Origin of the sequence: Ruegeria atlantica, assembly GCF_013032005.1 — a bacterium.
GTDB classification, from domain to species: domain Bacteria; phylum Pseudomonadota; class Alphaproteobacteria; order Rhodobacterales; family Rhodobacteraceae; genus Ruegeria; species Ruegeria atlantica_A.
In genome coordinates this window covers 366,660-387,946 of the sequence record NZ_WQBE01000001.1, presented here as the reverse complement: position 1 = coordinate 387,946, position 21,287 = coordinate 366,660, and the positions used below count along the sequence as shown (strand labels likewise).

The following is a 21,287-nucleotide window of genomic DNA, read 5'->3' as shown; positions in this document are numbered from 1 at the left end:
TACTTGCCCTATCTAATCTGCCAAAAATTGTTTTTTACTTGCTAGTTGCATAACATTTGTTTTTTTACAGCTATGAACAGCACACCAACCCAGATCATCGACCATCTGCGTCAAGAGATTGAACAGATGCCAGCTGCCCTGCAAGCTGCTGCCAAATACATCATCGACTACCCCGGAGACTTCGGCCTTGATCCGATTCGTACCACAGCCACCCGGATCGGCGTCAGCTCGAATGTTCTGGTTCGATTGGCGCAACGCATGGGTTTCGATGGTTTCGAGGCCTTCCGCACCCCGTTCCGAAATGCTCTGGTTACCGACAGGGAACGCGATCTGGGACAAGATTGGCTGACAGCCCTGCAGTCCGAGGATACCGTTGGCTCCTACCAAGCCAAGCTGGTACAGAACGAACAGAACGTCGTCACACGGTCGCTGCGCCTCATGAAACCCGATAAAGTGCGCGAGGCCATCCAGTACATGACCAGGTCTCGCCGGTGTTTCGTGACGGCCACGCGTGCCAGCTATGCGCTGGCATATTATTTTTCCTATACAGGACGCATGGCGCATCCGGGCATTCAACTGGTGCCGCGCCATGTGGGATCCGCAACTGATGATCTGTTGGACGCAGACCATCGCGATTGCCTGATTGCCATCACCGTCCACCCTTATTCCGCAGATACGATCCAGTCGATGCGCTTTGCAAAGCAGCAGGGGCTGCGCCTGATCCTGATCTCGGACAGTGACGTGATCGCACCAGGGGTCGAGCCTGATGTTGCCTTCACCGTCAGCACCCGCGCCTTGCACCCGTTTTCCTGTTTCACAGGCGCAATGGCCGTTCTGGAGTGCCTGCTGGGTCATCTTTTCGACGCAGGAGGTGACGCGGCCCGTCAACGGCTGGAAGCCTATCAAAAAGCCCGCGAAGACACCGGCGCATACTGGCAGCCCTCAAAACCCCCAAAACTACGCCGTACGTAAAAAGCCCCGACTTGCGGCCGGGGCTTCTAGGGTTTTCCACCATTCACATACAGGCTTCGACGGCCCGTTTTGTCATGACACCAACAAGATGCGCGCGGTATTCTTTGCTACCATGCAGATCACCGATCATGTTTGCCGGATTGATACGTAGATCCATCAGAGCATCAGCCCTGAACTCTTTGTTCAAAGCTTCCTCCGCTTCGGACCAACGGAAGACACCGTCTTCACTGGCACCGGTCACAGCAACGCGCACCCCATCCGCAAAACGTGCAAGGTAGACCCCAACCAGTGCAAACCGCGACGCAGGCTGCAGGAACTTCTGGTAGCTCGCCGCCTGTGGCACCGGGAACCGGACTGTGGTGATGATCTCACCTTCATCCAGTGCGGTCGAGAACATCCCTTCAAAGAAATCATCCGCCGCAATCTGGCGCGTATTGGTGATAATTGTCGCGCCCGACCCCAAAACGCCCGCCGGATAGCAAGCTGCAGGATCGTTATTGGCAACCGAACCGCCAATGGTGCCGCGATTGCGCACCGCGGGGTCACCAATCTGACCAGCCAACGCCGCCAGTGCGGGATAGCTGCCCGCCGCCTCTGCCGCGACGGTTGCATGTGTTGTCGCTCCCCCAATCGACACCGAGCCGTCGTCGTCGACACATACACCCTTCATCTCGGCAATCCCGCTCAGCGAGACCAGAGCGGAAGGTGCCGCCAGCCGTTGTTTCAGCGTCGGAATCAGTGTTTGCCCTCCTCCTAGGGCTTGGGCATCCTCAACCGCCAGAGCAGCAACCGCATCCGCAATGGTCGAGGGTTTCTCAAACTCGAAATTGTACATTTCGTCTTCCTTTCCGAAAGGCGCGGAACCGCCCTTCATCTGGCTGTAATTATTTCGGAGAGCGCGAGGGGCAGCCCCTCGCACCCCAAACCACTCAGCTGTTCATCGCCGCCCAAACGCGCGATGGGCTCATTGGCATGTCGATGTGATCCACCGCCTTGCCACCCGAGTTCAGCGCATCCAGCACCGCGTTCACCACTGCGGGCGGCGAACCGATCGCGCCAGCCTCACCACAGCCTTTGACACCCAGCGGGTTGTGCGTGCAGGGCGTTTGGCTGGAGTGGTCGACCGCATAGAACGGAACATCATCGGCACGCGGCATGGCGTAATCCATGTAGGAGGCGCTCAGCAGCTGGCCGTTCTCGTCATATGCGCAGTTCTCTAACAGCGCTTGGCCAATGCCCTGACCGATACCACCGTGCACCTGGCCATCCACAATCATCGGGTTGACGATGTTGCCGAAATCGTCCGCGGCAGTGAACTTTTCGATGCTGACCTGTCCAGTTTCCGGGTCGACCTCAACCTCACAGGCATAGGCTCCTGCGGGGAAAGTAAAGTTGGCCGGATCATAGAACGCGGTTTCCTCCAGTCCCGGTTCGACCTCCAGCGGGTAATTGTGCGGAACATAAGCCGTGAGGGTCACATCTCCCCAAGCAACCGATTTATCGGTTCCTGCGACACTGAACTGACCGTCCTTGAGTTCGATATCAGTCTCGGACGCCTCAAGCAGGTGCGCCGCGATCCGCTTGGCTTTCTCGATCACCTTCTCGGTTGCTTTGACCATGGCCGAGCCGCAAACCGCCAACGAACGAGAACCATAAGTTCCCATGCCGAATGGAATCTTGGAGGTATCGCCATGCACAATCTCAACCATCGACTCGTCAATGCCGATCATGTCAGCCACAACCTGCGGAAAGGCGGTTTCATGCCCTTGCCCATGGCTGTGCGCTCCTACCATTACGCTGATCGAGCCGGTGGCGTTCACCCGCACCGTCGCCGCATCATAAAGACCCGCACGAGCGCCAAGCATGCCAACGATGTTCGAAGGCGCGATACCGCAGGCTTCAATATAGCAGTTGATGCCCAAACCTCGCAGCTTGCCCTTCGCCTCACTTTCTGCTCGTCGCGCAGCAAACCCTGCCAGATCAGCTGCGGATTCAAGCTTGTCCATCGTCCCGTTATAGTCCCCGGTGTCATAGGTCAGCGCCACCGGCGTGTCATAGGGGAACTGGGTGACAAAGTTCTGACGGCGCAGGGCAATCGGATCGACGCCCAACTCGCGCGCGGCCTTGTCCACGACACGCTCCAGTTGGAATGTCGCCTCGGGCCGCCCTGCTCCTCGGTACGCATCCACCGGCACCGTATTGGTGAACATCGCCTTCACATTCACCTGAATAACCGGCGTCTTGTAATTGCCCGCCATCAGCGTGCCGTGCAGCCATGTTGGAACCGAGCTTGAGAACGTCGACAGATAAGCGCCCAGATTGGCAAAGGTGTTGGTGCGCAGACCGACAAAGTTATTATCTGCATCAAGCGCCAGCTCGATGGTGCTGACGTGATCGCGGCCATGGGCGTCCGACATAAAAGCCTCGGACCGGCTGGACGACCATTTGACCGCACGGTTGCAGGCCTTGGCGGCGAAGGTGCAGAACGCCTCTTCGGCATAGTGGAAAATTTTGGTGCCAAAGCCGCCGCCGACATCCGGGGCCACAACGCGCACCTTATGTTCGGGCAAGCCCAGAACAAATGCACACATCAGCAGCCGGATCACATGCGGGTTCTGTGATGTTGTGTACAGCGTATATTCGTCCGTGCTGCGCTTGTATTCGGCTACGGCCACGCGCGGCTCCATCGGGTTCGCCACCAGACGATTGTTCACAAGATCCAATGTGGTCACATGCGCCGCATTGGCGAAAACCTCGTTTACCTTGGCATCATCTGCCTCACCCAACTGCCAATCATAGCAGATGTTGTTCTTCAGATCGTCATGAACCAGCGTCGCGCCATCCTGCGCGGCGGCTTTCATATCCATGACGGCAGGCAATTCCTCAATGTCGACGTCAATCGCCTCGGCGGCATCACGGGCCTGTTCAAGACTGTCAGCGACAACCGCCGCAATCGGGTCACCCACATGGCGTACCTTGCCTTGCGCCAGAATGGGGTGCGGCGGCTCTTGCATAGGCGCGCCATGCTTGTCGGTGACTTCCCAGCCGCAGGGCATCCCCCCCACACCTTCGAAGTCTTTACCGGTGAATACCTTGACCACGCCAGGCATACCCTCGGCGGCCGAGGTGTCGACGCTTTTAATCCGTCCATGCGCGATGTCGGAACGCAGAAAATGTACATAGGCCTGGCCGGCCACGTTAATATCGTCGGTATAATTGCCGTCTCCGGTCAGAAAGCGCACGTCTTCGCGGCGCTTGGAACTGGCTCCGATGCCACTGTCTTTGGGCATTGCTTGTTCTCCTCCCAATAACGGATGCTTATGCACCCTTTGTCATCCCACGGGCGTCTCGTTTACGCCCGCAGCGGCATCATTCGGCAGCGATGCTGCTGACGTCCTGGCCTGACGCGGCCATGATCGCCTTAACGATGTTGTGGTATCCGGTGCAGCGGCACAGGTTGCCTTCCAGATACTTACGGATTTCAGCTTCGGTCGGGCGCGGATTGTCTTTCAGCAACGCCGCCGTACTCATCACCATGCCCGGCGTACAGAAACCGCATTGCAACCCGTGATGATCCTGAAAGGCCTGTTGGATGGTGTTGAGCGAACCATCGTCGTTGGCCTGCCCTTCAATCGTGCCGACATCTGCGCCGTCAGCTTCTAGCGCCAGCATATTGCAGGATTTGACCGCCTCGCCATTCACATGGACCACACACGCGCCGCATTGTGCAGTGTCGCATCCTACATGCGTTCCGGTTAGTGACAGATGATCGCGCAGAAAACTGGACAGTAATGTCCGGCCCTCGACATCACCGCTCACGGATTTTCCGTTCACGGTCATTGAGACCTGTGTCATTCGCTCCTCCCAAAATGAAACTCCCTGGCCCGAGTTAAACACGGGAATTTTTGTTTGAGAACAAAAATATTTAGCGATTTGCCCAGGAGGTCATTTGGTTAGCCTTCATAAGTATTACGTTGACTCAGAAAGGCAAATTATCGCCGCGATGCCCGCGGTTGCGGCCGCGTCGGAATCTCTTTAAGCAACCCACCCACGCCCATTGCAGCAATATCTGTTCCGGTCGTGTTGATCCCGCAGGCGACACGGGACAGCACCCAATCGGCCCCGTTCAACGCTGGTGACCGTGCGCATCCCGGCAACCCGATCACCGGTCGCGATCCAAGCGAGCCAAGAAATAGCAGATTGCCCGGATCGACCGGCATGCCGAACCGATCCACTTGCCCACCTGCGGCCCGCACCGCCTGAGGGGCGACATCAGCCACATCCGAGGTGGCCGACCCGGTCAGAATCATCGCTACCTGGCCTTGTATCTCAGAGACAGCTTGCGCAATCGCATCCGTCTGGTGCGGGACGATGCGGACATCGGTCATCTCCATCCCCAGTGCCTCGACCCGGCCCCGGATTGCGGCAATGCCTTTTTCATTCGAAGGCCCGCCAGGAATGTCGGTCACCACCAGCCCGGCTTTTTTGTAAACTGGTGTGGCAAGGCGGATGGCACCCTTTGCCACTTGTGAGGCTTCAAGAACATCCGCTTTTGGAACGGCATAGGATATGACTTTGATCGTCGCGACCATACCTCCGGCGCCCATCTGCTGATGTTGCGGCACGGTGGCAACTGTGATCATTGGGTTGACCTGATTGAACGCCTCAAGCGCTTCGACTTTTAGAACCACAACACCCGGCCCGTCCGCCAACAGGTTCACGCGCCCGGTGAACGGCTGGGTCACCCTTAGCGCGGCAGCTTTCGGATCGGGCGCCAGGGCATCGGCCAGCATCCCAGCGGCCTTGTCCTCATGACAATCTCCGGGCTCCAACCGGGCGACCGTGACGGCCTCATACCCAGCGGCGTCCAGTTGTTCCTGATGCTCGGGCGTCAGAACGATCCCTTTGCGCAGCTTGGCGTCCTGGACCTGCACGGAATGCGCAAGGATGGCTCCGGCAGCTTGATCGACGGGAACGGGGCCGAACTTCACGCTTTGCCTCGCAGCACGGCTGTCATTTGCGCCAAAATGGCCACGGCGATTTCCGAAGGCCCCGCAGCCCCGATATCCAACCCGATGGGGCCATGAATGCGGGCGACCTGTGCGTCGGTAAAGCCGGCCTCTTTCATCCGTGCCACCCGCTTGGCATGAGTTCGGGTCGATCCCAGAGCGCCGATATAGAACACGCCCGCCTGCAGAGCTGATTCCAAGGCTGGATCGTCCAGCTTTGGGTCATGGGTCAACAGCACCACCGCCGTGCGCGCGTCCAAGCCCAGTTTGGCCACCGCCTCATCCGGCCAATCGGTCAAAATCTTCTCACCCGGAAATCGTGCGTCCGAGGCAAAAGCGTCGCGAGGATCGATGATAGCCGGGTCATACCCGGCGATCCGCGCCATAGGCACTAACGCCTGCGCGATATGTACTGCGCCAACAATGATAAGCCGCAGCGGGGGATTATGGACCGCGACGAATGTTTGGCCATCTTCCTCAAACCCCGAACGGTCCATACGCAACCGGTCTGCATAAGCGTTGCGGCGCAGGGCTCGATGACCGGTTTCGATGTTCACTTCGTATGCCACGGGGTCACGCCCGGCACGCGCCTTAACCAGCTCACGCAGCATAGGTTCGGGCAGCACGCTGCCCACCGGCTCGACCAGAACCCGGATAGTACCACCACAGGCCAGACCCACGGCAAAGGCGTCCTCGTCGCTGACGCCGAATTCCAACAGGCGCGCTTCGCCTTCGTCGATCGCCTCCAGCGCCTCGACCACAACGGCGCCTTCGACACAACCGCCCGAGACCGAGCCTTCGATCCGTCCATCCGCACCTATGACCAGTTGCGCACCAACACGGCGTGGGGCACTGCCCCAGGTCTCCACCACTGTGGCCAGAGCTGTGGGCTGCCCTTCACTGAACCAGCGCAAGGCCGTTTCCAGGCTGTTGTCGAATCTGTCCATTAACACTCTCCGCCAGCGTTCTGACCCAACATAGGCAGGTTTCGCCATATGAAAAGGAAACCCGATCATCAACTCTGTGCGTGAGTTCGAAGTTCGGAACCTTCGGCGCAATTTAGCCCGGATACCCGCCATAACCGCAAGGGATTGATTGTCACGGAGCCTGATTCTAGCTTACACGCGCGACTAGTGCATTCTAGTATGCGCATATTTTATTTTCGCAAGGGAGACAGAGACTTGAAACGCATTTTTACACTCGGAACAGCAATCGCCCTGTTGGCTTCAACCGCCGTCAGCGCGGATACCTTCCTGCGTTATGGCGAAGTTGAAGGGTGGAAGGTCTTCATCGACCAGGAAAAGAAATCCTGCCTGATCGAGGCCGTAGATAGCGCTGAAAACGTGGTGCAGATGGGGCTGACCGAAGATCGTGGCGTAGGCTATGTGGGCGTATTCACCAAAGCCAAGACCGACATCAAGCGTGGCGAAAAAGAAGCCGTGGCGATTCTGCTGGGCGACAACGTTTATGTCGGCGAAGCCACCGGCATGAAGGGTAACATTACCAAGGGCTATTCTGGCGGCTATGTTCTGTCAGATGATCCCCAATTCGCTGAGGATATCGCAAAACAAAAGGTCATGATCGTGTTCCCGGAAAAGGAATTCGCCTTCACCGTTGATTTGACCGGCACCTACAAGGCCATGGAAATGGCGCGTAAGTGCAACGAAGAACAGCTGGGCTAAGGGTCAGCCGGAAAGCGCGGTCATCAGCCGCGCTTTCTCACCCATATCATCAGGCTTTGAGATTGCGGCGGCTAGGTCTTCCAGTGACGCAATTGAATGACCGGCGCGGAAACTGTCCACATGCGGCAGCATGGCCACCACGCCCTGCGCCTTGGGCATGAACCCATCCCAACGCAACAGCGGATTAAGCCAGATCAGGCGGCGAGACGACAGATGTAGCCGTTCCACCTCTCGACCCAACGCGTCGGGGTCGCCGCGATCCAGCCCGTCTGAGATCAGCAAAACCACCGCCCCCTGCCCCATAACCCTGCGCGACCAATCGCGGTTGAACGCGTGCAGGCATTCTCCGATCCGGGTTCCGCCCTCCCAGTCTTGCGCTTCGGCACCAGCCGCAGCAAGTGCTGCATCCACATCGCGTTGTTGCAAATGACGGGTGATGTTGGTCAGGCGTGTGCCAAAGGTAAAGGCATGCACCTTGGCCCATCCCGCCCCCTTGGTGTTCGAAACAGAGTGCAGGAAGTGCAAGATAAGCCGGCTGTATTGGCTCATCGATCCCGAAATATCACACAGCACCACAAGGTTGGGCCAACGCGGCTTGGGCTTTAGGCGGGCGATATCACGCAGTTCTCCGCCTTGACGCATGGCCGCTCGTAAGGTCCGCGCACGGTCAATCCGGTGCCCCAGATGGCTGGCTTGCCCACGGCGAGATTCGATCGGCTTTACGGGCAAAGCCAATCGCGCCAGCATGCGTTTGGCCTGCGCGATCTCGGCAGTACTCATCTGTTCGAAATCCAGGCTGCGCAACAATTCCTCGGTCGACGCGGTTTTTGAGGCGTCGATCTCCAGCTCTGTTTCGCCCTCGTCCTCATCAACGTCTGGCGGGTCACGTTCGACTCCGTCCAACAACGCCTCAGCCGCACGCTTTTCGGCGGCGTCGGCCTTGCGTTCCTCTTGCACGCCACGGATCGCGGGCAACATCAAGGACATCATATGTTCAAGATACCGCGGGTCGCGCCAATACAGGCGAAAGACCTGCGCAAACACCGTGCGATGTTCGGGGCGGTTCACGAAACAAGCGTGCAAGGTCCAGTAGAAATCCTGTTTCTCTGTAAATCCTGCTGCCTGAACGGCACGTATGGCATCAACCACCCGACCTGTCCCGATGGGCAAACCGGCCTTGCGCAAGGCTCGCGCAAAATGAGTGATGTTTTGCGCCAGCTTTGGATTGTCGGGGATATCAAGCGGTAGTTGTTCGGCCATCAGGCCAATTCCAGATCAGCTTTCGCCTGATCCAAAATCCGCTTAGCCTCGGACCCCTGCAGCTTTTGAATGTCGTCTTGGTATTTCAGGATCGCGCCCAGCGTGTCGCCGATCACTTCGGGGCTTAGGTTGATCACGTCCAGCGCCAGCAAGCATTTGGCCCAGTCTAACGTCTCGGCCACGCCGGGTTTCTTGAACAGATCCTCGGTGCGCAGACGTTGAACAAAAGCAACGACCTCACGGCTGAGCGCCTCGGTCGCTTCGGGGGCTCTGGTGTGAAGGATTTCGATCTCACGGTCGAAATCGGGAAAGTCGACCCAGTGATATAAGCAACGCCGTTTCAGCGCGTCATGCACCTCGCGCGTGCGGTTTGAGGTCACGATCACGATCGGTGGCTGGGGCGCTTTAACAGTACCCAGTTCGGGAATGGTGACCTGAAAATCGCTGAGCGCTTCAAGCAAAAAGGCCTCAAAGGGTTCGTCGGTTCGGTCCAGTTCGTCAATCAGCAGGACCGGCGCACCATTTTCGTCCGGGCGCATGGCCTGCAGCAATGGGCGCTCGACAAGGTACTCATCCGAGAACAACTCAGACTGCAAGGTCCCGCGATCTGCCCCGCCCGCCGCCTCGGCCGTGCGGATCGCCACCATCTGTGCCGGGAAATTCCATTCATAAACGGCCGAGGACGCATCCAACCCCTCGTAACACTGCAACCGGATTAGGCGTCGGTTCAGTCCGGCGGCCATTGCCTTGGCGATTTCGGTTTTTCCGACCCCGGCCTCACCTTCCAGAAACAACGGCCGGCCCAATTTTAGCGACAGAAACACAACCGTAGCCAAGGCCCGCCCGCAGACATAGCCCTGCGCGCCCAGCATTTTTTGAACGGCGTCAATGGAATCCGGCTGTGTCATGTCAATCTTCTCCTTCGCCTCAACTGGTCATGGCTGTGTACAAGCGTCAAGGCCATAGTCTTTCAGACATACGGTGATCTGAGTCGTTGACAAGGTCTTTTCCGGCGGCGGGCTCTGTGCTAGCCGGTGCGCCATGACCGATAGCATCACGATCCGCCGCCCCGACGACTGGCATCTGCACTTGCGCGACGGCGCTATGCTGCAGGCCGTCTTGCCCGAAACCGCGCGACATTTTGCCCGTGCCATCATCATGCCGAACTTGGTGCCGCCGGTCGTGCGCGGCGATCAGGCCGCCGCTTATCGCGACCGTATCCTGGCTGCCCTGCCCGATGGCATGAGCTTTGAGCCGCTGATGACGCTTTATTTGACCGAAGACACCGATGCCGAGGACGTGGCCGCCGCGCATGCCAGCGGGTTGGTCAAAGCGGTCAAACTGTATCCGGCGGGCGCCACGACCAACTCAGCCTCGGGCGTGCAGGATTTCGACAATGTCCGCTCGGTGTTGGAAAAGATGGCCGAGATCGGACTGCCCTTATGCGTCCATGGCGAGGTCACCGACCCCGAGGTCGACATCTTCGACCGTGAGGCCGTGTTCATCGACCGTATTCTGGATCCGATCCGCAAGGCGACACCCGGACTGCGCGTGGTGATGGAACACATCACGACCAAAGACGGTGTGGATTATGTGAAATCGAACGACGCTGATCTGGGCGCGACCATCACGGCGCACCACCTGATCATCAACCGCAACCACATTCTGGTCGGTGGGATCAAACCGCACTACTACTGCTTGCCTGTCGCCAAGCGAGAGGAACACCGACTGGCGCTGCTGGCCGCTGCGACCTCGGGAGATGCGCGGTATTTCCTGGGCACCGACAGCGCGCCGCATACGGATGCCAACAAGGAAATGGCCTGCGGTTGTGCCGGCTGTTTCACCGCGACAAACACAATGTCGCTGGTGGCTGAGATGTTCGAATCCCAAGGTGCGCTGGACAAGCTGGAAGGCTTCGTCTCGCTCAACGGGCCTGCGTTCTACCGCCTACCGGTGAACGAAGACACCATTACCCTGACCAAAGGCGCCCCCGTGGAATACCCGAACAAAATCGAGACCGAGGACGGCCCCGTGACGGTGTTTGAGCCGGGCTTCGCTTTGCACTGGCGCGTGGTTTAACCCGCCAGCATCCGTGCCAAATCGCGGGCGCGACCGCCGGTGCGCAGCATCGACCAGATCGCGTCCGCCTCTTCGCCACCGATCAGCTTGCCTGCCTTGCCGCGCACGCGGTCTTCGCGATCAGACAGGGTCATCGGTGCCATCAGATCATGCGTCGCTTCAAGCCGCGCCCCGTCGCGGCGCAGCAGGGTCAGATGCGCCTGCGTTTCCGTCAGGGTCTCATCCGCCTCAACCGCGATCCTGTCGCGTAAGGATATCAGTCGCGGATCAGCACAGACCTTTTCCGAATAGCTGTCCGGCAAGGCCGTATCATGGCCAAGCGCCTGCATGGCAATCACGGTGCGATATGAAAACTTCGCCCCCAGCCCGGTCGTCGGAGACATCTGGTTACAAACGCTCATCCAGCGCGGGTGGGTCTTGATCTTGATCTCGGCCACTTCGGGTTCGGCGATATCCAGATCACGCGCGGCCTCAAGCGCGGCGTGTAGGCCGTGGCAACAGGCATGGAACTTATGGCTGACTGTTTCGAACAGCCATTCATCGCCCAACCCATCTAAAGCGGTTTGCGCATCCGCCTGGCCGCTATGGGTCGCACCAAACCCATACTGACCTTCCAAAGCGTTCATGTTCGGCGTGAAGCCTTTAGCGATCAGCAACGTTGCCTCGACCCCGGCCGAGGCCGCAAGCCCTGCATTATAGGGTTTTCCCATTGTTCCGAATTGCGTCTTGAGGCCAGCCGCGCGGGTGGCCGTCAACCCAAGCGTTTTTTGCATCTGATCCGCGTCGAAGCCAAGGATGCGCCCTGCCGCAACGGCCGCACCGAACGCGCCTGCCGTAGCGGTTTGGTGAAACCCCGCCTGATAGTGATCCCGTCCAAGCCACAGCCCGACACGGATCGAAACCTCCATCCCCACCAGCGCGGCCTCAAGGAAATCGACCAGGATGCGGTCATCCCATTCACTCAGCGCCAGCGCGGCGGGCAGAATCGCAACAGAAGGGTGACCGATATGGGCAAAGTGCGTGTCATCGTAATCCAATGCATGCGACACGGTGCCATTGACCAATGCCGCCCCACGCAACGGCGCCGCCCTACCGCCAAAAAGATGCGCCTGCGCGGCGCCCTCTTCGCCTAACACAAGGTCACGCACCGCTTTAGAGACAGGCTCATCAACCCCAGCCCGACCTACAGCAATCCAGTCTAATACAGACAAAGACGTGACGACTCGCGTTTGCATTGTCGTCTCGACAGGTCCGGCAGCAAACCCTGCAAGTGATGTGGAAAAATCGCTCATGGGCGCAGTCTAGCGTGCGCCGTATGCGGGTAAAGACCTAGCCGTACAAATCCGCAGCACGGGTTTCGAACGCCTGTACGATCCGGTGCATCGCCTCGTTGAACACAACTCCGATGATGCCTTGCAGTATGGCGTTCTTGAATTCGAAATCCACGTGGAAGGACACGTTGCAGCCACCCTCGGGTGCGTCTGCGAACTGCCAATCAGATTTCATGTATTTGAAAGGGCCGTCCAGGTATTCCGTGTCGATCCTCATCTGATCAGGAAACAGCGTCACCCGGCTGCCAAACCTTTCACGGAAAACTTTGAACGAGATGATCAGGTCCGCCTCCATCACCTGCGCCTCGCCCGCGGCATAGGTCCGGCGAATACGGGCCGCGGCACACCAGGGTAGAAATTCGGGATACTTCGCCACGTCCGCGATCAGGTCGTACATCTGCTGCGCCGTATACGGCAGGTGGCGGGTTTCCGAATGAGTAGGCATGGCGTCCAGTATTAACAGGTGACAATGGCGCGTGATTTCGTATGTTGCGCGCCAAAGATCAAGGGGGCAGCGATGAGCGACCGTGCATATGTGATAGATGAGATGATCTCGGCGAAGGCCATCGCCGCCCGGATCGAGGAGTTGTGTCGCGAAATCAGCGCTGAATACAAAGACACCGACAAGCTGGTCGTGGTCGGCCTGTTGCGCGGTAGTTTCGTCTTTATTGCCGACCTAGTGCGCGAGCTGGACCTGCCGATCGAGGTGGATTTCCTTGAAGCGTCATCCTATGGCGATTCAATGGAGAGCAGCCGGGAAGTGCGCATTCTCAAGGACTTGCGCGGCGCTATCGAAGGGCGCGACGTTCTGGTCGTCGAGGATATCGTCGATACCGGCCACACGCTGAACCATGTCACCCATTTGCTGCAAAGCCGTAAACCCGCGCGACTGAGATCTATCGCTCTGCTAGACAAACCCAGCCGGCGCGAGGTCGATTTCCGATCCGACTGGATCGGGTTCGAAATTCCGGATGAATTTGTTGTGGGTTATGGAATCGACTACGCGCAGCGCAATCGTAACCTGCCGTTCATCGGCAAGGTTCGCTTTACCGAGGATTGATCGGGCCCAGTACCTGTTGAATGGCGGCTACGAAAATCCCGGTACCGACCGGGATCAGCGCATCCGGGAAATCGTAGTCTGGGTTGTGCAGTTGTGGGTGGCCCACTCCTGAGCCCAGCCAGAACATAGCAGCTTTGGCGTCTTTGCCGAACTGCCCAAAATCTTCCGAGAACTTCTGCGGGTAAGCCGTCACTTCACAAGGTACATCCGTTTCAGAGCAAGATCGGCTTAGGATATCGACGGCGTCAGACGCGTTCACGCAGGCTTCGAAGACGTCTTCATAGGTGATCTCGTATCTAAGCCCTTGATCCAACGCCGCTTGCGCAACCAGCGCCTCGGCCTCTTCGATCAGGCTTTGCATCCGCGCATCAGCGACGGTGCGCAATGTCACCCACAGCTCAGCCCGGCCCGGCGCCACGCCAAAGGTCGGTTCACCAAGATTGACATGCGTCACGGTCGTCAGCGCGAAATCGGCGTCCAGCGAACCGCCACTTCCCAGCCGTGCCATTTGCGGCATCAACGCGGCCAGCGCCCCAGCCGGAGAAACGCCATCCTGCGGCGCCGCCGCATGCGAGGTCTTGCCCGACAGAACAACCTTCATCCCGCGAGACGCGCAGTTCGCTGGTCCTTCGCACAACTGCACATCACCCAATGGTAGCCCCGGCAGATTGTGCAGGGAAAACACATAATCCGGCGCGATCTCGGAAAACTTGGGGTCGGCCCGGTAGGCAATGGCCCCCTGCCCGGTTTCTTCAGCGGGTTGGAAGATCAAAACCACCCGGCCTAGCTGAGGACGATACTGGTTCAGATGGTCTGCGACACCCAGAACCATCACCATATGCCCGTCATGCCCACACAGATGCCCCTTGCCCGAAATGCGTGAAGCATAGGCTGCTTCGGACTGCTCTTGAATAGGCAAACCATCAAGCTCGCATCGAATGGCAACTGTCGGCCCGGCCTGCCCGCTGTCGAACACACCCGCCACGCCGTGCCCACCGATTCCCGTCAAAACCTGATCTGCGCCACGGGCCCGCAATTCGTCCGCGATCCGAGCGGCCGTCAACTCTTCTTGGCCCGAAAGTTCCGGAGATTGGTGCAGTTCGTGACGAAGGCGTGTAAGCTGCGCGCGTGTGTCAGGTGTCACCCTTGCTCTAACTTCTTCTGGCGTGCATCGCGCAGGCGGGCAAAATCGTCGCCCGCGTGGTAAGACGACCGGGTCAGAGGCGTTGCGGAAACCATCAGGAAGCCCTTGCCAAAGGCTGCTTTCTCATAAGATGCGAACTCTTCCGGCGTGACAAAGCGGTCGACGCCATGGTGTTTCGGCGTGGGCTGCAGGTATTGGCCGATGGTCAGGAAATCGATGTCAGCGGCGCGCATGTCATCCATGACTTGCCGGACCTGCTGTTCGTCTTCCCCCAGACCGACCATGATGCCCGATTTAGTGAAAATCGAAGGGTCCATTTCTTTGACCCGCTGCAATAGGCGCAGCGAATGGAAATAGCGCGCACCGGGGCGTACTTCGGGATACAGACCCGGGACGGTTTCAAGGTTGTGGTTGAACACGTCCGGCTTGGCTTCGACGACAACTTCCAGAACCGAGGGGTCACATTTCAGAAAATCAGGCGTCAGAATTTCGATCGTTGTCTTGGGCGAACGGTGCCGTACGGCGCGAATGGTCTGCGCGAAATGTTCCGCCCCACCGTCGGTCAGGTCATCGCGGTCTACGGACGTTATGACCACGTGGTTCAGCCCCAGTTTCTGCACGGCGTGTGCCACGCGTCCGGGCTCAAACGCGTCCAGATCATCTGGGCGGCCGGTTGCAATGTTGCAGAATGTACAGCCGCGGGTACAGATCTCGCCCATGATCATCATGGTGGCGTGGCCCTGGCTCCAGCATTCGCCCACGTTCGGACACCCGGCCTCTTCGCAGACAGTAACCAGATTGTTCTCGCGCATGATTTTGTGAGTTTCGGCATAGCCCTTACCACCGGGTGCCTTTACGCGAATCCACTTCGGCTTTTTCGGTTGCGCATTGTCCTGACGATGCGCCTTTTCGGGATGACGTTGTTCGGGGATCTTCAGATCACGCACGGTTTGCTTTCCTGACTTTGGGTCATTTTGCTTCGACATAATATAAACTGCAGCGGTTAGCTACGCCACCCATGCATAGCTGCCATAACAGCGCACTATGCAATTGCAGAAGAGCACCCAGCAAATCCCGACAAAGATTTATTGAAAACAGCACGCTTTGAGGACTTCACAAGAATTCGCGTTCGCAGCAACAATCACGTTGAAGCCAATTTAGAACTGTTTTAAATCTTCGGCAGTTCACAGATGAATCACAGGAAATTGAGCATGAAATCCGGTACTAAACTGCCTGACGTAACCTTTCACACCCGCGTCCGTGACGAGGCTGTCGAAGGCCCCAACCCGTTCCGTTGGGAAGACAAAACCACTGCAGATTACTTTGCCGGTAAACGGGTGATCCTGTTCTCGTTGCCCGGTGCATTCACCCCCACCTGTTCGACCTACCAACTGCCCGGGTTTGAAAACGGCTATGCCGAATTCAAGGAAAAAGGCATCGACGACATCTATTGCATGTCAGTGAATGACAGCTTTGTCATGAACAAATGGGCACAGGACCAAGGTCTGGAAAACGTCAAGGTCATTCCAGACGGATCTGGAGAGTTCACTCGCAAGATGGGCATGCTGGTCGACAAGGACAATCTGGGTTTCGGCATGCGCTCGTGGCGCTATGCCGCCATCGTCAATGACGGTGTGGTTGAGGCATGGTTCGAAGAGCCCGGCCTGATGGATAACTGCCCCGAAGACCCCTATGGCGTGTCGTCCCCGGACAACCTTAAAAAGCACCTGAACGAAGCCAAAGAGCCCGCACTGGCCTAAGCTTCGCGCTAAATCAAAGCAAAGGCCCGCCCATGGCGGGTCTTTTCATTTCAGGCGCGTGTTGCGGTGACGATGTCCTCTCCGACTTGGCGGATGACCTGAGCCAGACCGTCGAACCAATCCTCCCCCACAGTCGATGCACGCCGGACCAGACCAACCGTCCGCGCCGGTTGCGGCGTCCCAAAGCGCAGCAGTTTCAATCCGGGAACGGCGTCAGATTCCGCGCGCGCGGCCAGTTCGGGCATGAGAGTCAGACCAAACCCCTCAGCCACCAATCGTGACAACGTCGCAAGCGATGACGCACCCATATTGATCAGGCCGCTGCTTCGATCCCGACCGCAGACCTCAAGCGCCTGATCGGTCAGACAGTGACCGTCATCAAGCAACATCAGTTGCGCGGTCTGCAGGTCCAGCGGCCGTAATGCTTCGGGGTTGGGGACCATGCCCTTCAAGCGCGCTGAGCTGCCAGCCAACAGGAAGCGATCCTGAAACAGAGGCAGTTCGAACAACTCACTCCCACCGGCGGGCAAAGCCATGACGCCGGCGTCGATTTCCCCGGCGCGCAGCATAGTCAGCAAACGCTCAGTTCTAGCTTCGCGCACCTGCACGCGCAACGACACATCGGACGATCGCAACCCAGCCAGCACACCCGGCAGTAAATACGGCGCGATCGTTGGGATGATCCCGATCGCCAACGACCTGTGCCCCCCAGAGCGATCCTTGGCAAACTGATCTAACCTGTCCGCCGCTCCAAGAACCTGACGCGCATGATCCAGCACGTCGCGCCCTAGCGGGGTCAGCAGAATATCACGCGCCTGACGTTCGAAAAGCGGACCGCCCAAACTGTCCTCTAACGCCTTGATCTGCACGGACAAGGCGGGCTGAGACACGTGGCACACCTGGGCGGCCCGACCGAAATTGCGCTGTTCTGCGACTGCACTGAAGTATTTCAGCTGTCTAAGGGTAAAATTCATAACCTTTGATTATCACCCATCCACCCAAGTGCAACCAAAACATATCGCACCATTAACCGATCATGCGATTGCGCTCGGACTGCCCCACATAATGTCGCTTGAGCCTCTGCAACGCGATCCGCAACACGATCTTGCCCGAGCGCGCCGACCAGCCCATCCGCTTTTCCGCAAGCTCTAGCCCTTCGAGGTAGCAACAGCAGCGCAAAGCAACATCGCTGAGGCCTGGACCCAGATCCGACAAAGCATGTTCAACCCGATCCCGTGCGTCCGACGCCCCGTGCCCAGCATGGGCTTCACTGTTGAAACCACCGCGCCCCCCTGCAGTCAGAAAATGGTCCCAATTCTGTGCGACCTGAGGGCCAATCTGCGCCAGTTCGAAATCCTCACGCAGGCGTTCGCCCGCCGCCACAAGTGTTTCATCAAGAAAGGGCTTTCCATCCCGATCTCGCCGACGTGCCAATGCGATCAGGGGACTTTCCGCTGCACTATAACGAATCCGCCGAGGACGGTCGGGTTTCGCAGTCGCACTTTGATTAGGTGACATTTGCGCTTGGAACGGAGCTTGTGCATCTGCCATTCCAAATTCACTACGCTCACGCGCTTTGTTCTCGGCCTCGGCCATAAGGCGGCTCAGTGCCGAGCGGCCCGACGAAGAAATCCGATACCGCGAAATCCGTCCGGGATTGTTGCAGGAAATCCAGTCTTTCAGCGCCAGCGCCTGCGCAATCTTGCAATCCACAACCGCTGTTCGTGTGGCGCCGCTGTCTCCGGTGTCGCGGACCACCACGGCCTTGTCCATTTCCTCAGCCACCGCAAGCACTGACCCCGTTTCACACAAACGGCGCAAAATTCGCAGTGCCTCGCGGTTGAATTCTTCGTCCTTGGCGGCGGCGGTTTCCTCTTCGGTCACAGCCAAGGCCCCGAATTGGATCGGGCCCGTGCCATCGGCTGAATCCGAGAAATGCGTTTCCGCCAGAGATTGCAGCGCGGCATCCACCAAGGGATCGTCCCGTCGCATTTCGATGCGCCTGATTTGTCTGAGTATGGTCGAAGCATGGCACCCAGCGGATCGCGCAATATCGCGGATCGACTGTCCGGTTTCTGTGTGGGCAAGGTATCGTTGTGCCCCCTCAGGTACCCAAGCCGGAATGGTGAATGCCATGTTGTTTTCCATAGTTACTTGCCCTCGTCGACACAACAATCTGTTTTCAATCGCCCCCGATGAATTTGTTAACCAATTCTAACTAGAGTTGCTTTCGTTACTCGTTCGTTAACCCGCGGCGACAAGGACCAGATTTGATTCAAAAACATAAACACTCATGAAGTCAGAGTTCGGCGCGAACCCAATCAAGGCAACACCCTCTTAGGTTGTGTCACACATTCAGGGACGTTCACTCACACAAGGGAACCCCGGAATGCAGGACCTGATGACCATGATTACCACTCTCCGCCGCCCTCGCCTGTTGGCACGAGCCGCGAAACACGGGGCGCAGGACTATGACCGGGATCGGCACCTGCAGCGCATCCTTGGCTATGGATCACTGCCCGGCACGGGCGCGGCTCTGATGCGGCTGATGGAAATGGAGCGAGAGGTTAACGCGCAGCGCGTAGAAGAGGACGCAGCCTATTCGCTGGTCCGTCATTTGGACCTGCTGATCGCGTTGTTGGGCGAGGCGCAGCTGTTTCAGGCCAGCCGCGCCGCGCAATATCAGTGATCAGGTAAAGGCATCCGGCATGGATGCTTTTTTCTTGTCAACGTACTCGTTCAGAGCAGCATTGATTGCCGGGTCGAGTTGCGGTTGCTGGTAGTTGGCCAGCAGATGCTCGACTCGGGCAGATGCCAGTTGGCGCGTGTCACGCCCACCTTCATCTTCCCAGGTTTCGAACGGTTTGTAATCCAGCATTTCAGACTTCCAGAACGCGTCTTTGAAGTTTGCCTGCGTATGGGCACAACCCAGATAGTGGCCGCCAGGACCGACTTCGCGGATCGCATCCATTGCCTGCGCGTTCTCGTCGTAAGCCACGCCTTTGGCCAAGCCGTGCAGCACACCCAGTTGATCCGCATCCATGACGAACTTCTCGAAATCCGCGACCAGACCGCCTTCGAGCCAACCGCAGGAATGCAGCATGAAGTTCACGCCTGACATCAGGCCCATGTTCAGCGAGTTTGCTGTTTCGTAAGCAGCCTGCGCGTCGGGCAGTTTCGAGCCACAGAACGACCCGGCCGAGCGGAACGGCAGGTTCAGGCGACGCGCCAACTGACCCGCACCATAGGTGACCATCGACGCCTCGGGCGTACCGAAGGTCGGCGCGCCCGAGTTCATGTCAATCGATGACACGAAGGCACCAAAAATTGCCGGGGCACCCGGACGGATGATCTGGCTATACGCGACACCGGCCAGAACTTCGGCCAGAACCTGCGTCAGCGTCCCTGCCACCGAAACCGGTGCCATCGCGCCACCCACGATAAAGGGAGAGATAATGCAGGCCTGATTGTTAGCCGCGTAAACTTCAAGCGAACCCATCATCACGTCGTCGAAGGTCATCGGCGAGTTGATGTTGGTCAGCGAGGTCATCACTGTGTTTTCCTGCACGAACTCTTTGCCGAACAGGATCTCGCACATCTCTACCGAATCCTGCGCCCGGCTGGGGTCGGTGACCGAGCCCATGAACGGCTTGTCCGACAGGGTCATATGCGCCATCAGCATGTCCAGGTGACGCTTGTTCACCGGCACGTCGGTCGGCTCGCACACAGTCCCGCCCGAGTGGTGCAACCACTTGGACATATAGGCCAGTTTCACGAACTTGTTGAAATCGTCCATGGTCGCATAGCGACGGCCACCTTGCGCGTCACGCACGAATGGAGGGCCGTAGACCGGCGCCAGCACCAGATTGCGCCCCCCGATGACAACCGATTTTTTGGGGTTGCGCGCGTGTTGTGTGAACTCGCTGGGGGCAGTTTTGATCAGCTCGCGCGCCAGACCACGCGGGATGCGAACACGTTCTCCATCGACATCGGCTCCGGCATCTTTCCAGCGCTGCAACGCACCTGGATTGTCGACGAAATTGACGCCGACCTCAGCCAGAATGGTTTCCGCATTGGTTTCAATGATCTCCAACGCTTCCGCGTTGAGGACCTCGAAATTCGGAATATTCCGTTCGATGTATTTTGCAGTTTCGATTCGAACTGCGGTGCGCTCGGCCCTGCGGGCGGCACCACCACCGCCTCTGGCTCTGCGTCGGGTGTTTGCCTCTGCCATGAGATAATCCCGTTAGTCATGTTCACGTTGCAAATCGTGTTACCGGAACCGCAGATCACACCAGACGTGGATTACGGCGCTATAGGGGTAAAAGCGACATGATCGCCTATTCGATGTCGTTTGAACCCCTAATTCCTGACGCTAATGATAGAAGCATGGAACCGAAATCGCAAAATCCGTCTAACCGCTAGCTGAGCGAAAACTCCTTTACGCGACAGAATTTGGGTACGTCGCATTTCGCAAGATGGTTGTGAGAAATCTAAATTGACGGGCTGACAAACCTCAAAGGTTTTTACGCATCGCAACCGAATTCCCGGCCACTTCAGTTTCGATCCAGCCGAGATGCGCGTAAATCGCCCTCGTATCTTGCATCAGACGATGGGTACGCAGTTCCATAAAGGGGCAGCCAACCTCGCGCGCTTCAGCCTCGGCGCGGGACAGCAGTTTTCCAGCGACTCCTTGCCCTTGGGCCGACGGTGACACGGCCAGATTGATAACCTTCATCACAGCACCCTGTTGCGCAAACACAATAACACCAGCCAACCCATCATCGCTGCGGGCCAGGACCACGCGACGTTCCGCAATATCTTGCGCCAAACCACTCGTCACATCAGGCAGATCATCAATAGAACTACGCGCTTTGGCATAAGCCGCCCTGATGCAGTCTGTGACCGCCTCGACGTCATCCTGCGTTGCATCCGTGAAACGAATGACGGCCATTGATCCCATCTCCTTCCGCATCTGACTGAAATCGCC

Annotated in this window: 21 protein-coding genes; 6 read left to right on the top strand and 15 right to left on the bottom strand. The window is 58.1% G+C overall.

The genetic code is table 11. The annotated features are described in order from the left end of the window. The first annotated feature begins 72 nt into the window (after positions 1-72). Positions 73-972 (top strand): MurR/RpiR family transcriptional regulator, encoded by a 900-nt coding sequence (locus GOX21_RS01850; protein WP_170375116.1) that lies wholly within the window; start codon positions 73-75, stop codon positions 970-972. Positions 973-1,015: 43 nt separating this feature from the next. Here the strand turns inward: GOX21_RS01850 and GOX21_RS01845 are convergent, their stop codons facing one another. The 5 genes from GOX21_RS01845 to GOX21_RS01825 form a co-directional block, all read right to left on the bottom strand. Beyond that, on the bottom strand, positions 1,016-1,807 hold the full coding sequence (locus GOX21_RS01845; protein ID WP_170348546.1) for an FAD binding domain-containing protein: 792 nt from the start codon (positions 1,805-1,807) through the stop codon (positions 1,016-1,018). 94 nt (positions 1,808-1,901) lie between these two features. Next, positions 1,902-4,262, bottom strand: a complete 2,361-nt coding sequence (locus tag GOX21_RS01840) for a xanthine dehydrogenase family protein molybdopterin-binding subunit (RefSeq protein ID WP_170375114.1) — start codon at positions 4,260-4,262, stop codon at positions 1,902-1,904. 79 nt (positions 4,263-4,341) lie between these two features. Further along, positions 4,342-4,827 carry a (2Fe-2S)-binding protein gene (locus GOX21_RS01835; RefSeq protein ID WP_170358232.1) on the bottom strand — a complete coding sequence of 162 codons (486 nt, stop codon included), beginning with the start codon at positions 4,825-4,827 and terminating at the stop codon, positions 4,342-4,344. Between the two features lie 137 nt (positions 4,828-4,964). Beyond that, positions 4,965-5,963, bottom strand: a complete 999-nt coding sequence (locus tag GOX21_RS01830; protein ID WP_170375112.1) for a molybdopterin-binding protein — start codon at positions 5,961-5,963, stop codon at positions 4,965-4,967. Then, positions 5,960-6,928: an XdhC family protein gene (locus GOX21_RS01825; protein WP_170375110.1), complete on the bottom strand. Its 969-nt coding sequence runs from the start codon at positions 6,926-6,928 to the stop codon at positions 5,960-5,962. Before GOX21_RS01825 ends, GOX21_RS01830 begins: the two co-directional genes overlap by 4 nt. Before the next feature lie 234 nt (positions 6,929-7,162). Here GOX21_RS01825 and GOX21_RS01820 point away from each other — a divergent pair, with 234 nt between their 5' ends. Continuing rightward, the gene (locus GOX21_RS01820) at positions 7,163-7,663 is read left to right on the top strand and encodes a hypothetical protein (RefSeq protein ID WP_170375108.1); all 501 of its coding nucleotides are present in this window, start codon (positions 7,163-7,165) and stop codon (positions 7,661-7,663) included. A gap of 3 nt (positions 7,664-7,666) precedes the next feature. Here GOX21_RS01820 and GOX21_RS01815 read toward each other — a convergent pair whose 3' ends face one another. Together GOX21_RS01815 and GOX21_RS01810 are read right to left on the bottom strand one after the other, a co-directional pair. Continuing rightward, positions 7,667-8,923, bottom strand: a complete 1,257-nt coding sequence (locus GOX21_RS01815) for a vWA domain-containing protein (RefSeq protein ID WP_170375106.1) — start codon at positions 8,921-8,923, stop codon at positions 7,667-7,669. Next, entirely contained in the window at positions 8,923-9,831 is a 909-nt protein-coding gene (locus tag GOX21_RS01810; protein WP_170375104.1) for an AAA family ATPase, read from the bottom strand. Before GOX21_RS01810 ends, GOX21_RS01815 begins: the two co-directional genes overlap by 1 nt. A 133-nt stretch (positions 9,832-9,964) precedes the next feature. On the opposite strand from GOX21_RS01810, the gene pyrC reads away from it, so the two are divergent. Then, positions 9,965-11,002 (top strand): dihydroorotase, encoded by a 1,038-nt coding sequence (gene pyrC / locus GOX21_RS01805; protein WP_170375101.1) that lies wholly within the window; start codon positions 9,965-9,967, stop codon positions 11,000-11,002. Here the strand turns inward: pyrC and GOX21_RS01800 are convergent. Further along, complete coding sequence (locus tag GOX21_RS01800; protein WP_170375099.1) at positions 10,999-12,294, bottom strand: MmgE/PrpD family protein; 1,296 nt, start codon at positions 12,292-12,294, stop codon at positions 10,999-11,001. The two genes, pyrC and GOX21_RS01800, sit on opposite strands and share 4 nt — an antisense overlap. A gap of 37 nt (positions 12,295-12,331) precedes the next feature. Further along, positions 12,332-12,778 (bottom strand): type II toxin-antitoxin system RatA family toxin, encoded by a 447-nt coding sequence (locus GOX21_RS01795; protein ID WP_170375097.1) that lies wholly within the window; start codon positions 12,776-12,778, stop codon positions 12,332-12,334. Between the two features lie 72 nt (positions 12,779-12,850). On the opposite strand from GOX21_RS01795, the gene hpt reads away from it, so the two are divergent. Next, a complete protein-coding gene (gene hpt, locus GOX21_RS01790) occupies positions 12,851-13,393 on the top strand; it encodes a hypoxanthine phosphoribosyltransferase (RefSeq protein WP_170375095.1) in 543 nt (180 codons plus the stop codon). On the opposite strand, the gene GOX21_RS01785 is transcribed toward hpt, so the two are convergent. Together GOX21_RS01785 and lipA are read right to left on the bottom strand one after the other, a co-directional pair. Continuing rightward, on the bottom strand, positions 13,380-14,537 hold the full coding sequence (locus GOX21_RS01785) for an amidohydrolase (protein ID WP_170375093.1): 1,158 nt from the start codon (positions 14,535-14,537) through the stop codon (positions 13,380-13,382). The genes hpt and GOX21_RS01785 overlap by 14 nt on opposite strands. Beyond that, a complete protein-coding gene (lipA, locus tag GOX21_RS01780) occupies positions 14,534-15,484 on the bottom strand; it encodes a lipoyl synthase (RefSeq protein WP_170375090.1) in 951 nt (316 codons plus the stop codon). The genes GOX21_RS01785 and lipA overlap by 4 nt, the downstream gene beginning before the upstream one ends. A 264-nt stretch (positions 15,485-15,748) precedes the next feature. On the opposite strand from lipA, the gene GOX21_RS01775 reads away from it, so the two are divergent. Further along, the gene (locus GOX21_RS01775; RefSeq protein WP_170348532.1) at positions 15,749-16,297 is read left to right on the top strand and encodes a peroxiredoxin; all 549 of its coding nucleotides are present in this window, start codon (positions 15,749-15,751) and stop codon (positions 16,295-16,297) included. A gap of 50 nt (positions 16,298-16,347) precedes the next feature. On the opposite strand, the gene GOX21_RS01770 is transcribed toward GOX21_RS01775, so the two are convergent. Beyond that, positions 16,348-17,271, bottom strand: coding sequence for a hydrogen peroxide-inducible genes activator (locus tag GOX21_RS01770; RefSeq protein WP_170358212.1), 924 nt, complete (start codon positions 17,269-17,271; stop codon positions 16,348-16,350). A 52-nt stretch (positions 17,272-17,323) separates the two neighbouring features. Then, the gene (locus GOX21_RS01765) at positions 17,324-18,445 is read right to left on the bottom strand and encodes a DUF6456 domain-containing protein (RefSeq protein ID WP_170375088.1); all 1,122 of its coding nucleotides are present in this window, start codon (positions 18,443-18,445) and stop codon (positions 17,324-17,326) included. A 241-nt stretch (positions 18,446-18,686) separates the two neighbouring features. On the opposite strand from GOX21_RS01765, the gene GOX21_RS01760 reads away from it, so the two are divergent. Next, on the top strand, positions 18,687-18,986 hold the full coding sequence (locus GOX21_RS01760) for a DUF6477 family protein (protein WP_170375086.1): 300 nt from the start codon (positions 18,687-18,689) through the stop codon (positions 18,984-18,986). On the opposite strand, the gene GOX21_RS01755 is transcribed toward GOX21_RS01760, so the two are convergent. Beyond that, on the bottom strand, positions 18,987-20,531 hold the full coding sequence (locus GOX21_RS01755; RefSeq protein ID WP_170375084.1) for a trimethylamine methyltransferase family protein: 1,545 nt from the start codon (positions 20,529-20,531) through the stop codon (positions 18,987-18,989). A gap of 282 nt (positions 20,532-20,813) precedes the next feature. Continuing rightward, positions 20,814-21,251, bottom strand: coding sequence for a GNAT family N-acetyltransferase (locus GOX21_RS01750; protein ID WP_170375082.1), 438 nt, complete (start codon positions 21,249-21,251; stop codon positions 20,814-20,816). Between the last annotated feature and the right edge of the window lie 36 nt (positions 21,252-21,287).

Excerpts from the sequence above, each read along its gene's own strand:
- hpt (WP_170375095.1), top strand. The coding sequence starts at position 12,851 with ATGAGCGACCGTGCATATGTGATAGATGAGATGATCTCGGCGAAGGCC.
- GOX21_RS01825 (WP_170375110.1), bottom strand. The coding sequence starts at position 6,928 with ATGGACAGATTCGACAACAGCCTGGAAACGGCCTTGCGCTGGTTCAGT.
- GOX21_RS01835 (WP_170358232.1), bottom strand. The coding sequence starts at position 4,827 with ATGACACAGGTCTCAATGACCGTGAACGGAAAATCCGTGAGCGGTGAT.
- GOX21_RS01775 (WP_170348532.1), top strand. The coding sequence starts at position 15,749 with ATGAAATCCGGTACTAAACTGCCTGACGTAACCTTTCACACCCGCGTC.
- GOX21_RS01810 (WP_170375104.1), bottom strand. The coding sequence starts at position 9,831 with ATGACACAGCCGGATTCCATTGACGCCGTTCAAAAAATGCTGGGCGCG.
- GOX21_RS01760 (WP_170375086.1), top strand. The coding sequence starts at position 18,687 with ATGCAGGACCTGATGACCATGATTACCACTCTCCGCCGCCCTCGCCTG.
- GOX21_RS01815 (WP_170375106.1), bottom strand. The coding sequence starts at position 8,923 with ATGGCCGAACAACTACCGCTTGATATCCCCGACAATCCAAAGCTGGCG.
- GOX21_RS01765 (WP_170375088.1), bottom strand. The coding sequence starts at position 18,445 with ATGGAAAACAACATGGCATTCACCATTCCGGCTTGGGTACCTGAGGGG.
- GOX21_RS01795 (WP_170375097.1), bottom strand. The coding sequence starts at position 12,778 with ATGCCTACTCATTCGGAAACCCGCCACCTGCCGTATACGGCGCAGCAG.
- GOX21_RS01845 (WP_170348546.1), bottom strand. The coding sequence starts at position 1,807 with ATGTACAATTTCGAGTTTGAGAAACCCTCGACCATTGCGGATGCGGTT.
- GOX21_RS01850 (WP_170375116.1), top strand. The coding sequence starts at position 73 with ATGAACAGCACACCAACCCAGATCATCGACCATCTGCGTCAAGAGATT.
- GOX21_RS01755 (WP_170375084.1), bottom strand. The coding sequence starts at position 20,531 with ATGGCAGAGGCAAACACCCGACGCAGAGCCAGAGGCGGTGGTGGTGCC.
- GOX21_RS01770 (WP_170358212.1), bottom strand. The coding sequence starts at position 17,271 with ATGAATTTTACCCTTAGACAGCTGAAATACTTCAGTGCAGTCGCAGAA.
- GOX21_RS01750 (WP_170375082.1), bottom strand. The coding sequence starts at position 21,251 with ATGGCCGTCATTCGTTTCACGGATGCAACGCAGGATGACGTCGAGGCG.
- pyrC (WP_170375101.1), top strand. The coding sequence starts at position 9,965 with ATGACCGATAGCATCACGATCCGCCGCCCCGACGACTGGCATCTGCAC.
- GOX21_RS01800 (WP_170375099.1), bottom strand. The coding sequence starts at position 12,294 with ATGAGCGATTTTTCCACATCACTTGCAGGGTTTGCTGCCGGACCTGTC.
- GOX21_RS01840 (WP_170375114.1), bottom strand. The coding sequence starts at position 4,262 with ATGCCCAAAGACAGTGGCATCGGAGCCAGTTCCAAGCGCCGCGAAGAC.